This is a genomic window from Dietzia sp. PP-33, from assembly GCF_033790845.1.
GTDB lineage: Bacteria > Actinomycetota > Actinomycetes > Mycobacteriales > Mycobacteriaceae > Dietzia.
Genome location: NZ_JAMYEI010000008.1, coordinates 111,321 through 123,204 on the forward strand (window position 1 = coordinate 111,321; position 11,884 = coordinate 123,204).

The window sequence follows — 11,884 nt, forward strand, 5'->3', positions numbered from 1 at the left end:
TCCGTTGCGGAAAAAGAACGGCGGAACTACTGTTTCCGTCATGGAAAACGAACGTGCGTCCCAGCCCTCGCCAGAGCAGCCGAGCGGGTCGCACCCCGCGGATTCCTACGATCCGGCGACCGCACTCGCCGACGTTGACGCGGCACGCCACTCGGTGGCCGACCGGCTGATCACCCCCTGGTGGTACCACCCCGCACTCGGGGCGATCGTCGCCGCGATCGTCCTCATGGGCGCCCTCGACCTACCGAACCTGGTGAGACTGCCCATCGCGCTGGCCTGCGCCGCGGGCATCGGGCTGTTGGTCTCCGCCTACCAGCGGGTGACCGGCCTCTGGGTGGACGCACGCAACCTCGGCCCCACCTCCCGCAAGTGGTGGTTGGTGTACGGAGTGATCGCCGGCATGGCGGTGTGCGCCTCGCTCATACCTCTGGCCACCGGCGACGCATTCCCCCTGTGGCTGTCCCTCCTGCTCGCCGTGGTCACCGTCGTCGCGACGATCGTCCTGGGCCGACGGGTCGACAGCACCATGCGCGCGGAGATCCGCTCCGGCGCCGCCACGATCCCCCCGACACGTCGATGACGAGGAGACGACCGGCGGCACGGTTCGACGAGATCATCCACGCTCCCCACCGTCTGCGGATCTGCGCATTGCTCGCCCCCGTGGAATCCATGGAGTTCGGTTCGGTCCGCGACGAACTCGGCGTCGCCGACTCCGTCTTGTCCAAGCAGTTCAAGGTCCTCGCCGACGCCGGCTACGCGAGCACGTCCAAGGCCGCCGGGGACACCGGCCGCGCGCGGACGTGGCTGACACTGACCCGGGACGGTCGCACGGCGTTCTCGGCACACCTCGAGGCGCTGCGCGAACTCGCCGCAGCCGCGGAGGGCGCGTCAGTCGCGGGTGCGGGCGTCGAAGGCCTTGACGGCGATCGGGGCGATCACCACGGTCAGTCCGACGATCCACAGCAGTGACGCCAGCACCGGGTACTGCAGCGGCAGGGCCGCTTCCGGGCCGACCGCGGGGGCGTTGCCCCAGAGCTGGCGCATCGCCTGGACCACGGAGGAGATCGGGTTCCACTCGGCGATCACCCGCAACCAGTCGGGCATCGATTCCGGCGGGGCGAACGTGTTGGCGACGAACGTGATGGGGAAGGTCGTGGTGAACATGACACCGTTGACCGCCTCGATGGTCTTGAGTCGGGAGCCCACGACGATCCCGATCCAGATCATGACGAAGCCGAAGCCCAGGAGGATGAGGTAGCCCAGCAGCGCGTCGAGGATCCCGCTGCGGATCCGCCACCCCACGATCAGGCCCGTCAGCGACATGACCACCACTCCGATCGACGAGTGGATGAGGCTGGAGGCGCTGCGCGCGATGAGGATGGACGCGCGCTGGATGGGCAGGGTCCGGAAGCGGTCGATGATCCCCTTGTTGAGGTCGTTGCACAGCCCCGCGGCCACGACGAACGAGGAGAACGCCATGGTCTGCGCCATGATCCCCGGGAGCAGCCATTCCCGATAGCTCACGCCGCCGGCCACGGCAATCGCGCCGCCGAAGACGTACGCGAACAGCAGGACGAACATCACCGGCTGGATGGTGACGTCCGCGAGGTTCTCCGGCTGGCGGCGGATGTGGAAGAGGTTGCGGCGCACCAGGGCGGAGATCTGGCGGCCGAACGTCGGCCCGTCGGGGCGCACCGGCATCGCGAAGCGCTCGTGGGTCGCGGAGGTGTGGGTGGGGTCGGCGACGGTGCTCATACCCGGTTCTCCTGTTCGATGGTGTCAGCGTCCCGTGAGTCCTCGGCCTTGCGTCCGGTCAGGGACAGGAAGACGTCGTCCAGGCTGGGGCGCTGCAGCCCGATGTCGTCGAGCTCGATCCCGGCCTCGGTGAACGCGGCGGCGATCCCCGCCAGCGCCGAGACCCCCTCCGAGGCCGCGGTCAGCCGGCGGGCGTCACGGTCCACGTGCAGGTCGCCGATCCGGCCGTCGAGTACCCGGACGGCCTCGTCCACGTCGTCCGCCCTCGAGACGGTGATGACCAGGCTGGCCGCCCCGGAGCGGTCCTTGAGCTGCAGCGGGGTGCCTTCGGCGATCACGCGGCCGTGATCGATCACGATCACCCGGTCGGCCAGTTGGTCGGCCTCGTCGAGGTACTGGGTGGTCAGCAGGAGCGTGGTGCCGTCCCGCACGAGGTCGCGTAGGACGTCCCACAGTTCGTTACGGGACCTGGGGTCGAGCCCCGTCGTGGGTTCGTCGAGGAACAACACCGGCGGGGCCGCGACGAGGCTTGCGGCCAGGTCGAGGCGGCGACGCATGCCACCCGAGTAGCTCTTGGCCACCTTGGTCGCGGCGTCGGCGAGGGAGAACTTCTCGAGCAGCTCGTCCGCGCGCGACTTCACCGCCTTCTTGGGCAGCCCGTACAGGTCGCCGATCAGACGCAGGTTCTCGCGCCCCGTGAGCAACTCGTCGACGGTGGCCGACTGTGCGGTCAGCCCCATGGCCTTGCGTACGTCTGCCGGGGCGCCCATGACGTCGTGGCCGGCGACTCTGGCCGTGCCGGAGGTGGGCGGGCTGAGCGTCGTCATCATGCGGATCGTGGTGGTCTTGCCGGACCCGTTGGGGCCCAGCAGGCCCAGGACCGAGCCGGTGGGAACGGTGAAGGAGATGTCGTCGACGGCGGTGAAGTCGCCGAACTTCTTGACGAGGTGTTCCGCCTCGATCGCCGGCGAATCGGACGGTGGTCTTGTACTCACCCGGAAAGAGTGCCGCGACCGGAATCGGTAGTCAATACTCACGCCGCCCCCGTGCTCGCACAGAGGACTGTTCCTGTCCTTTGCACGCGCCCCGCTGCCCTGCCGGTGTGCCCCACTAGTACGCCGCGCTCACGGCGTCGGCCATGTGCTGGGCCAGGCTCTCGGCGGTCAGCACCATCCCAGCGTTGTACATGGTGGGAATATCTGCCACCCGGTTCGCCTCGACCGCGGGCAGACGATGCCACGCCTGGGACTCGAAGACCGGATCATCGTCCAGGTTGACGACGAAGAGGAAGTCCGCATCGGCGAAGACGTCGAGGTTCTCGCTACTGTACGAGCGGAGGAACCCATCCGAAGGCTGCAAGTCATCGCTGGAGACGACCTCGAATCCGAGGTCCCGGGCCACGAACACGTTCAACGGGCCATGGCCGAGGGAGACATCGGCTCCGGTCATCTCCCCTGTGGCAAAGGCGAGAGTCACCCCCTGCCCGTCTGCTGGTAGCTCTCGGCTGAGGTCCGCGACGGTCGCGTCATACTGATCCAGCAGTTCCTCGGCCTCGTCGCTCTTGTCGACCACGCTCATGTTGCCGGCGAAGGTCTCCTTCCACTTCTCTCCGACGTCGGGCTCATCGACGATGAACACCGGGGCGATGTCCCCGAGGGGGACGTCGTTGTCCTGGTAGTAGTTCCACCACGATTCGCTGACGACAAGCAGGTCAGGGTCGTGGCTCGCGACCTCTTCGAGGTCGGGCTCCGTGCGTGTTCCCGACAGGTGGGCAACATCGTCGGCAAGCGCATCCACGATCGGCCCGCCCTCATCTGAGAAATCACTGGCGGCGATCGGCCATTCAGCCAGAAGCGCGAACTCCAGTCCGGTGCGTGAGTCCAGGACGACGACTCTGTCGGGGTCGGCCGGGAGCTGCGCGCGGTACCCCTCGAACTCGAAGTCGATGGTGTTCTGGCCGTCGGCTCCGCCGGAAGTGGACGCGTCGCCGGTGCTACAGGCGGAGAGTCCGAGGGCGAATGCGGCGGCGAGGAGGGCACCGGCGGTGCGGCTCGTCACTGTTCCCATATGGTTCTTGTCTCCTGTGGTTCGTGGATGATCTTCGAGTCGTCCGCACCGGTCGAGATGCTCGGTACTCCGGCCACCGCCGACGATCAGATCGGGATCCATCGCCGCGGTGTTTTAGTTCTGGACAGCCTCGGCGATGCGGGGAGCCAGGGTGTCGAGGGCGTAGGCGATCGACAACGGGGTGTTGACCGAGATGGCCTGGCGCTCTCTCGGGTCCACGATCAGCAGTGCGGCATCGAAGCGCTCGAAGAGCTCGTTGTCGTGGCTCGGCACGAAGTCCTCGTCGTCGGTCAGGAACAGGACCACGTCGCCGTCGAACAGCTCTACCTCCTCGGCTGACACCTCCAGGGTGAAGCTGGTGCCGTCGTCCCGGGAGCCGATCGCCTCGGGAGCCTGCATCCCGATCGTCTCGATGAACTGTCCGCGGCCATCCCGGTCGTTGTAGACCGCTGTAGTGGCTCCATCAGAGCGAACAACGGCACCGGTCTTCCCCTCCAGCTGCGGGAACCTGGCCTTGGTTTGAGCGACATGCTCCTCCAGCTCGGCGAGCAGCTCGTCGCCAGCCTCTGCCCGACCTAGAGCCCGGGCGAGCTGGCGGGTCGCAACTGCGCGATCCACTTGCCACGGGTTCGTTCCGGCCGGACGAACCACCGTGGGCGCGATCGAGGACAACCTCGAGTACTGCTCGGCGTCCGTGCCCCCCTGAACATCGACGATCAGATCCGGCTCCAACGACGCAAGCTCCTCATAGTCCAGTTCGATGGCTGAACCAAGATCCGCCGCGTCGATCTCACCGGCGGTGTCCTCGGCCCAAGGATGCAGCCCCGCAACACCGGGCATGCGCGTATAGCCGACCGGGTTCACACCGAGGGCGATCGCATTGTCGACGTCCCCCCACCCGAGCGTCACGACCCGCTGAGGCTCGGACTCGACCGTGGTCTCACCGAATTCGTGCTCCACCGTCACCGGAAACGCTGACCCGCCGCCGGCACCAGCCACCTCACCTCCGGGCGCAGGCACAGCGCCCGGACCACAGGCGGACACTCCGATCGCAAGTGCTAACGCAAGCAAGCCACCGACGGTGCGGCGCGTTGTCGTTCTCATAGTGTTGGACTCTCCTGTGGCATGTGGGGCGTTCAGTTCTGGACGGCCTCGGCAATGCGGGGAACGAGGCTGTCGAGGGCATAGGACAGTGAGGCCGGGGTACCGAGGGAGATGGCCTCCCGGTCGAGCCCCGCAACAGGCAGGAGGGTCGCGTCGAAGCGCTCGAAGAGCGGATTGTCCGCAACCGGGTCGTAGTCGGGATCGTCTGCCATGAACAGCACTACGTCTCCATCGAGGATGTCGACCTGTTCCGGCGAGAGCTCAAGACTCAGCTTTGTGCCGAGCTCAGGGGCATTGACCTGTTCCGGTAGGACCAGCCCGATCGATTCCAGAAACGCACCCCGGCCGTCTTGGGGCCTGAAGACGTAGTAGGAGCTGCCGTCGTAGGTGATCACAGCGGCGCCGCGCTTTCCCTGAAGTTCCGGGTTCGCCTCCCGCACCGACTCCTGCTTTCGCTGGAGGTCGTCGAGCAGCGTCTCACCGGCTTCCGGGGTGCCCAGCGCCGTGGAGACCTGGCGGGTGCCCTCTGCCAGCGGGACCGACCATCCTCCCGTCCCGGCTGGTCGCGCCACGGTCGGCGCGATCGCGTCGAGGATCTGGAAGCTCTCCTCGTCGACGCCTGTTCCGTTCACGGCGATGATCAGATCGGGGTCGAGGGCAGCGATCTCCTCGAAGTCGAGCTCGGTGGTGTCCCCGAGATCGATCGGCTCGGCGTCACCGACGAGCTCTGCAGACCACGGCGGAAGCTCCCCATCAGCGAAACCTGAGTAGTAGCCGACCGGTATCACATCAAGGGCGAGGATGCGGTCGAGATCTCCCCAGCCGATGGAGACGACCCGCTCCGGTGCCGACGTGATCGTGGTCTGGCCGAACTCGTGTTCCACCGTCACCGGGAACGCGGAGCCGTTGTCGGCGGCACCGGCGTTCTCAACGCCGTCGGGTTCGTCGCCCGAGCTACAGGCGGAAAGTCCGACGGCAAGTGCTGTTGCGAGCAGGGCACCGACGGTGCGGCGCGTTGTCGTTCTCATAGTGTCCGGGGCTCCTATGGCGTGTGGATGCGAGAAGTTCCGCAGCGGGCGAGATACTCAGTCGTCCGGGGATCGCTTTCGATCTGATCGGGATCCACCGTCGCGGCGTTCAGTCCTGGACCGCGTCGGCGATCCGGGGAACCAAGGTGTCGAGGGCGTAGGCGATCGACAACGGGGTATTGACCGAGATGGCCTGGCGCTCTGTCGGGGTGAGGGTCAACAGTTCCGCATCGAAGCGCTCGAAGAGCTCGTTGTTCTCGCTCGGCACAAAGCTCTCGTCATCGGTCAGGAACAGGACCACGTCGCCGTCGAGCATCTCGACCTCCTCAGCCGACACCTGCAGGGTGAAGCTGGATCCGTCGTCCCGGGCTCCGATCTCCTCGGGGATCCGCATCCCGATCGTCTCGATGAACTCCCCGCGACCATCCCTGTCGTGGAACGCCCAGTAGGTGGTCTGATCGGAGACGAGCACGGCGTTACCCGTCTTGCCCTCCAAGTGCGGGTACCGGGCTTTGGTCTGAGCGATCTCTTCGTCCAGCTCGGCGAGCAGCTGCTCGCCCGCCTCGGTCCGGCCCAGTGCCTGAGCGATCTGCCTGGTCGCCGCAGCGCGACTCACCTGCCACGGATTCGTTCCCGCCGGACGGGCCACCGTGGGAGCGATGGAGGAGAGCCTCGCGTACTGGTCGTCGTCCGTCCCTCCCTGCACATCGACTATCAGGTCCGGCTCCAACGCCGCGATCTCCTCATAGTCCAGTTCGCTGTCCGTGCCGAGGTCCACCGCGTCGATGTCGCCGGCGACCTCCTCGGCCCACGGTTGCAAGCCCGGGAAGTGTGCGCTGCGCGTGTAGGCGACCGGGTTGACGCCGAGGTCGATCGCGTTGTCGACGTCCCCCCATCCGAGCGTCACGACGCGCTGAGGTTCGGACTCGATCGTGGTCTCTCCGAACTCGTGCTCCACCGTCGTCGGGAACGCTGAACCGCCACCGGCGGCTCCGGCGTCCCCGCCGGGTGTGGAGTGGTCGGCGGAACTGGCGCAGGCGGACATTCCGATTGCGAGTGCTGTTGCGAGCAGAGCACCGACGGTGCGGCGCGTTGTCGTTCTCATAGTGTCCGGGGCTCCTTCACTTGTGGATGGTGCTTCCTCGACGGTCACGCCCGAGCGGTATGACCTGTGGCGTTCCAGCGACGGGGTCCGGGACGACTCGGCAGCGCAGTCCGAAGACCTCGTCGACGAGTTCTTCCGTGAGGACGTCCTCGGGGGCGCCGGTGGCCATCACCTCCCCCTCTCGCATCGCGATCAGGTGGGTGGCGTAGCGGGCCGCTTGATTGAGGTCGTGCAGCACCGCCACCAGGGTCCTGCCCTGGTGGTGCAGGTCGGTGAACATCTCCATCAGGTCGATCTGGTGGGCGATGTCCAGGAACGTCGTGGGCTCGTCCAGAAGTAACAACGGGGTCTGTTGCGCCAACACCAGGGCAACCCAGACTCGCTGGCGCTGACCGCCGGAGAGCTCGTCCACCAGACGTGCGGACAGATCAGTGGTTTCAGTGGCGGCCAGTGCGCCGGCGACCGCGTCCTCATCCGCTCTCGACCACTGGCGCAGGAACCCCTGGTACGGGTTGCGGCCACGGGCGACGAGATCGGCGACCGTGATCCCATCCGGCGCGAGCGAGCTCTGCGGCAGCAGCCCCAGACGCCGGCCGACCTCCTTGGCTTTGTACGAACTGATCTCGCGTCCGTCCAGGATCACCTGCCCACCGGTGGGTGCGAGCAGCCGAGACAGGGCGCGCAGCAGAGTGGACTTGCCGCACGCATTGGGGCCGATGATCACCGTGAAGGAGTCCTCGGGGATCGACACCGTCAATCCTGCGGAGATGACCCGTTTGTCGTAACCGATCGTGATGTCGTCGGCGTACAACGGAGAGATGGTCATGGGAGCTTCCTTATCTCGTGGATCAGCAGCCAGATCAGGTAGGTGCCGCCGATGACGACGGTCACCACCCCCACCGGCAGCGGCTGGGGCAGCGCATGCTGGGCGACCAGATCGGAGGCCAGCAGCAGGACGGCGCCGACGACCGCGGCCGGCCAGAGGGTGATCCCGGGCGTGCGGGTGAGACGGCGTGCGATCTGCGGTGCGGCCAGGGCGACGAACGAGATCGGGCCGGCGGCGGCGGTGACGGCGGCCGTCAACGCCACCCCCACGATGATGAGACCCAGTCGAGAGGGTTCCACCCGGATGCCGAGGGCTTTGGCTGCATCGTCACCGAGCTGCAGCTGCTGCATCGGCCGAGCCAACAGGCCGATCACCAGCACGAGCACGATCACGACGCAGGTGGCCACACCTGCCTGCTCCCAGGTGATCCCGTTCAACGACCCGGCACCCCACACCGCGGCGCTCATCGCGACCTCGAGCTCGGCCCGCAACAGCAGCCAGGTATTGACCGCGGTGAGCATCGCCGACACACCGATGCCGACGATGATGAACCGGAACCCGGTGATCCCTCCCCGGTACGCCAACAGATAGACCACCGCAGCGGTGGCGATGCCGCCCACCAGCGCCCCGGAGGCCACCTGGGTGTAGCCGCCACCGAGGACGATGATCACGATGATCGCCCCGGTGTACGAGCCGGTGGCGAACCCGATGACATCCGGGCTCGCCAACGGGTTGCGGGTCAGGGCCTGGAAGACGCCACCGGAGGCGCCGAGAGCCGCGCCGAACACGACAGCGGCCAGAACTCGCGGTGCCCGCCACTCGAGCACCACTGTGCGGGCGAAGGTCTGGTCGGCACCACCCAGCACACTGAACAGTTGGCCGATGTCGATGGCGTAGCTGCCCACGGCGAGACCGACGAGCGCGCCGATGCCGAGCAGCACCCCCAGCGCCGCGCAGACGAGGAGCGCCCGGACCGGGAACCGGACCGAGAATCGGCCACGGCGCCACTGCGTCTGCCTGGTCCCGAACTCCACCCGGGCACCTGAGACGAGCGCGCCATCGGCACCGGGGGGTTCGATGGCGGTGCCGCTCGTCGAGACCCGGGTGACAGTGTCGCTGCTCATAGCCCGCTCGCCTTCTTGCGTCGGATCAGGGCGATCAGGACAGGTGCACCCACGAAGGCGGTGACGATTCCGACGGGCAGTTCACCGGGGCGGATCACCACGCGGCCGAGGACGTCGGAAACGATCACCAGGATCGGCCCCATGACCAGCGAGTAGGCGATGATCCAGCGCTGCTCTGGGCCGGTGATCCACCGGGCCACATGCGGAACCATCAACCCCACGAACATGATGGGGCCCGCGATCGCCGTCGCCCCGCCGGCGAGCAGCGTCACCGCGATGATCACCGTGGTTCGAGTGAACACCACCCGCGTCCCGAGGGACGTCGCGAGATCGTCGCCGAGCGCGATCGCGTTCAGCGAAGACGCCGCACCCATGGCCAGCACCACCCCGACTACCAGAAACGGCAGCACCGGCAACAACACGTCATAGCCGCGCCCGGCGATCGATCCGGCGTTCCAGTTCCGCATCTGGTCGAACGCCTCCGGGTCCAGCAGCGTCATGCCCAGGGTGATGCCGGAGAGCACCGCACCGAGAGCCACACCTGCCAGGGTGAGCCGCACCGGATCCGCCGGGCCGCGGCCGGCCGAACCGATCAGGTACACCCCCACCGTGACCACCAGCGCCCCGAAGAACGCGAACCACACATACCCGCTGACCGAGGCCACCCCGAGAACTGCGACGCCCAGGGCGACGAAGAACGCCGCTCCGGCGTTCACTCCCAGAATGCCCGGATCGGCGAGCGGGTTGCGCGTCAGAGCTTGAATGAGCGCACCCGCCACCGCGAGCCCGGATCCGACCGCGACACCTGTCAGGGTTCGCGGTAGGCGCATCTCCCACACGATGAAGTGCTCGTTCAGCCCGACGTCGTAGTCGCGGAACGCTTCCAGCACCGTGGGCAACGGGATGTCCTTGGAGCCGACCGCCACACTGACCAGCACGGCGACGGCCAGGACGGCGAGCAGGACCACCAGCCCGGCCGACCGACGCGTAGCGGTCCGCGCCACGCCGCGGCGGGAGCCGCGCTGGGGGCGGGCGGGCACGACAGCGCCCTTCGTCATGGTTGTACTCATGGTCAGGTGCGTGCCTCGCCCTGGCGCCAGTAGCCGCTGAACGTGATCAGCTCCTTCGCGACCCCGCCCTCCGCGATGAGGAAGCGGCGGGTCTCCTGCACCAGCGAGGCTTCCGCGCAGACCCACGCATAGCCGATCTCATCGGGCGGAATGCCGTCGAGGACTCGCGGGATCGCCAGCCCCGGTCTGCGTCCGTCCCGGACATGCCAGTGCACGGTGGCCGCGGTGTCGATCGGCTGGATGTCGGACTCGTGCTCCACCTCGATATGCGCCGTCGCCTCGCGTCCGAGCGCCGGGCATCCGGGGGACGGCTCCGCAGAGGCGAGTATCGACGACAACGCGGGCAGCGCGGTCTCATCGGCGAAGAACAGCTGGCGCCCCGCCGACACCGGTGGGCTGTACACGCCGTTGCCCTCCACGAAGCCCGCCACGTCGCCCGGTCCGGCGGCGGCGGCCCATCGACCGCCCGGCCCGCTCGACGCCTCGTCGTCGCCGTGCAGCACTATATCGACATCGATCTCACCGGCCTCCGGCCGATGGGAGCGGACGGTGTACCAGCGCAACTCGGGCCGGAACCGGGCAGGGATGAGCTCCGCCGCTGCACGCGGTGACGAACCGACTAGTGCGCCGGCGGGGAGGGCGAGCCCTTCAAGTCCGGGGATCAGCAGCGCGAAGAAGTCATCCGGGCGAATTGGTTCGTAGTCGGTGAACTCCGGCGCCCGAAGAGTGATCCGGCGCATCCGCGGGGTCAGCGACACCGCCTCCGTCACCGTCACAGCAAAGGCCCGATAGCTGCCGCGCGGCTCGGGACGATGCGCCCGGGTCGGTGGTGAGAGTGTGCCCATCACTCGGTCGCCATCTCTTCGAGACGGCGAGCGATCGCGCACGCGGCCCTGGCCAGCCCCTGGTTCAGGGTGAGATCGACCGAGAAGACGCGTCCGGCCTGCGCCGCGGGAAGGCGTTGGAACGCTGCGGACTCCCCGAGGGCGGGCCGCTCCTCGAAGGCGAAGATCGCCAGGGTGTTGGCATCGGCCACCACATCGAGATTCTCGGCGGAGACCTCGTAGTAGGTCTCCTCCGTCTCCTGCGGATCGAAGAGCGGCACATCGATTCCCAGATCCGCGGCCACCTCGTAGCCCAGGGCGTTGACTATGACGTACATGCCCCCGTCTGGGAGGGCCGTGCCCCAGATGAGGCGCATCTCGGCGAGGCGATCCCCGGAACGACCCCTGATCTCGTCGACGAGGGCGCGGTAGCGGTCGATCTCGCCAGCGATCTGGTCGACCCTGTTCAGCTGTAGAGCCTGATCCCGCATGAGGTCCTGCCACCCGGGCATCCCCGTCTCCAACGCCAGGATCGGCGCGATCTCGCCGAGGCGGGCGTTGCCGTAGAAATCTCCGGTGTAGGCGTTCTGCCTCATCACGATCAGGTCCGGCTCCAGGGTCGCGATCTTCTCGAAGTCCGCCTCGTTGCTGTCAGCGAACTCGAAGGTCTCAAGGTCTTCCGGCACCATCTCGCCGAGCTCCTCGAACAGCGCGCCCTCCCGTCCGAAGTAGAACCCCGAGGCGACCACGGGGTAACCCACCTCCAGGGCGAACTCCAGATCAGCTCTCCCCTCGATCACCACCACACGCTGCGGATTCGCGGGTATGGATCCGCTGAAATCCAGGTAGTCGAAGTCCACCATCTCGGCCGACGCCGCGGGCCTCTCTCCGCGCGGACCGCATCCGGCCACCAGCGCGACCGCCCCGACCGCTCCCAATCCGAGCAGCCGACGGCGGGTGAGGTCGAGACGAGGGTGCACG

General features: G+C 67.5%; 13 protein-coding genes. 2 read left to right on the plus strand and 11 right to left on the minus strand.

Annotation, left to right across the window (positions count from 1 at the left end):
- The first annotated feature begins 40 nt into the window (after window positions 1–40).
- Window positions 41–580: a hypothetical protein gene (locus NJE57_RS14390; protein ID WP_319029200.1), complete on the plus strand. Its 540-nt coding sequence runs from the start codon at window positions 41–43 to the stop codon at window positions 578–580.
- A complete protein-coding gene (locus NJE57_RS14395; RefSeq protein WP_319029202.1) occupies window positions 577–969 on the plus strand; it encodes a transcriptional regulator in 393 nt (130 codons plus the stop codon). Before NJE57_RS14390 ends, NJE57_RS14395 begins: the two co-directional genes overlap by 4 nt.
- On the opposite strand, the gene NJE57_RS14400 is transcribed toward NJE57_RS14395, so the two are convergent.
- The 11 genes from NJE57_RS14400 to NJE57_RS14450 form a co-directional block, all read right to left on the minus strand.
- On the minus strand, window positions 889–1,755 hold the full coding sequence (locus NJE57_RS14400; RefSeq protein WP_319029204.1) for an ABC transporter permease: 867 nt from the start codon (window positions 1,753–1,755) through the stop codon (window positions 889–891). The genes NJE57_RS14395 and NJE57_RS14400 overlap by 81 nt on opposite strands.
- A complete protein-coding gene (locus NJE57_RS14405) occupies window positions 1,752–2,750 on the minus strand; it encodes an ATP-binding cassette domain-containing protein (protein ID WP_319029206.1) in 999 nt (332 codons plus the stop codon). Before NJE57_RS14405 ends, NJE57_RS14400 begins: the two co-directional genes overlap by 4 nt.
- A 115-nt stretch (window positions 2,751–2,865) precedes the next feature.
- A complete protein-coding gene (locus NJE57_RS14410) occupies window positions 2,866–3,924 on the minus strand; it encodes an ABC transporter substrate-binding protein (RefSeq protein ID WP_319029208.1) in 1,059 nt (352 codons plus the stop codon).
- A 12-nt stretch (window positions 3,925–3,936) separates the two neighbouring features.
- Window positions 3,937–4,821 carry an iron-siderophore ABC transporter substrate-binding protein gene (locus tag NJE57_RS14415; protein ID WP_319029210.1) on the minus strand — a complete coding sequence of 295 codons (885 nt, stop codon included), beginning with the start codon at window positions 4,819–4,821 and terminating at the stop codon, window positions 3,937–3,939.
- Between the two features lie 137 nt (window positions 4,822–4,958).
- Window positions 4,959–5,954 carry an iron-siderophore ABC transporter substrate-binding protein gene (locus NJE57_RS14420; protein ID WP_319029211.1) on the minus strand — a complete coding sequence of 332 codons (996 nt, stop codon included), beginning with the start codon at window positions 5,952–5,954 and terminating at the stop codon, window positions 4,959–4,961.
- Between the two features lie 109 nt (window positions 5,955–6,063).
- Window positions 6,064–7,059 carry an iron-siderophore ABC transporter substrate-binding protein gene (locus NJE57_RS14425; protein WP_319029212.1) on the minus strand — a complete coding sequence of 332 codons (996 nt, stop codon included), beginning with the start codon at window positions 7,057–7,059 and terminating at the stop codon, window positions 6,064–6,066.
- Window positions 7,060–7,075: 16 nt separating this feature from the next.
- Window positions 7,076–7,885 (minus strand): ABC transporter ATP-binding protein, encoded by an 810-nt coding sequence (locus NJE57_RS14430; RefSeq protein WP_319029213.1) that lies wholly within the window; start codon window positions 7,883–7,885, stop codon window positions 7,076–7,078.
- Window positions 7,882–9,009 carry a FecCD family ABC transporter permease gene (locus tag NJE57_RS14435; RefSeq protein ID WP_319029214.1) on the minus strand — a complete coding sequence of 376 codons (1,128 nt, stop codon included), beginning with the start codon at window positions 9,007–9,009 and terminating at the stop codon, window positions 7,882–7,884. Before NJE57_RS14435 ends, NJE57_RS14430 begins: the two co-directional genes overlap by 4 nt.
- Window positions 9,006–10,067, minus strand: a complete 1,062-nt coding sequence (locus NJE57_RS14440) for a FecCD family ABC transporter permease (protein ID WP_319029215.1) — start codon at window positions 10,065–10,067, stop codon at window positions 9,006–9,008. The genes NJE57_RS14435 and NJE57_RS14440 overlap by 4 nt, the downstream gene beginning before the upstream one ends.
- Before the next feature lie 14 nt (window positions 10,068–10,081).
- Window positions 10,082–10,849, minus strand: coding sequence for a siderophore-interacting protein (locus NJE57_RS14445; RefSeq protein ID WP_319029216.1), 768 nt, complete (start codon window positions 10,847–10,849; stop codon window positions 10,082–10,084).
- Window positions 10,850–10,923: 74 nt separating this feature from the next.
- Window positions 10,924–11,883, minus strand: a complete 960-nt coding sequence (locus NJE57_RS14450) for an ABC transporter substrate-binding protein (RefSeq protein ID WP_319029217.1) — start codon at window positions 11,881–11,883, stop codon at window positions 10,924–10,926.
- Window position 11,884 lies beyond the last annotated feature (1 nt).

What these genes read in the sequence shown, in the direction of transcription:
- NJE57_RS14390 (WP_319029200.1), top strand. Translation starts at nt 41, where the DNA reads ATGGAAAACGAACGTGCGTCCCAGCCCTCGCCAGAGCAGCCGAGCGGG.
- NJE57_RS14395 (WP_319029202.1), top strand. Translation starts at nt 577, where the DNA reads ATGACGAGGAGACGACCGGCGGCACGGTTCGACGAGATCATCCACGCT.
- NJE57_RS14400 (WP_319029204.1), bottom strand. Translation starts at nt 1,755, where the DNA reads ATGAGCACCGTCGCCGACCCCACCCACACCTCCGCGACCCACGAGCGC.
- NJE57_RS14410 (WP_319029208.1), bottom strand. Translation starts at nt 3,924, where the DNA reads ATGGATCCCGATCTGATCGTCGGCGGTGGCCGGAGTACCGAGCATCTC.
- NJE57_RS14420 (WP_319029211.1), bottom strand. Translation starts at nt 5,954, where the DNA reads ATGAGAACGACAACGCGCCGCACCGTCGGTGCCCTGCTCGCAACAGCA.
- NJE57_RS14425 (WP_319029212.1), bottom strand. Translation starts at nt 7,059, where the DNA reads ATGAGAACGACAACGCGCCGCACCGTCGGTGCTCTGCTCGCAACAGCA.
- NJE57_RS14430 (WP_319029213.1), bottom strand. Translation starts at nt 7,885, where the DNA reads ATGACCATCTCTCCGTTGTACGCCGACGACATCACGATCGGTTACGAC.
- NJE57_RS14435 (WP_319029214.1), bottom strand. Translation starts at nt 9,009, where the DNA reads ATGAGCAGCGACACTGTCACCCGGGTCTCGACGAGCGGCACCGCCATC.
- NJE57_RS14440 (WP_319029215.1), bottom strand. Translation starts at nt 10,067, where the DNA reads ATGACGAAGGGCGCTGTCGTGCCCGCCCGCCCCCAGCGCGGCTCCCGC.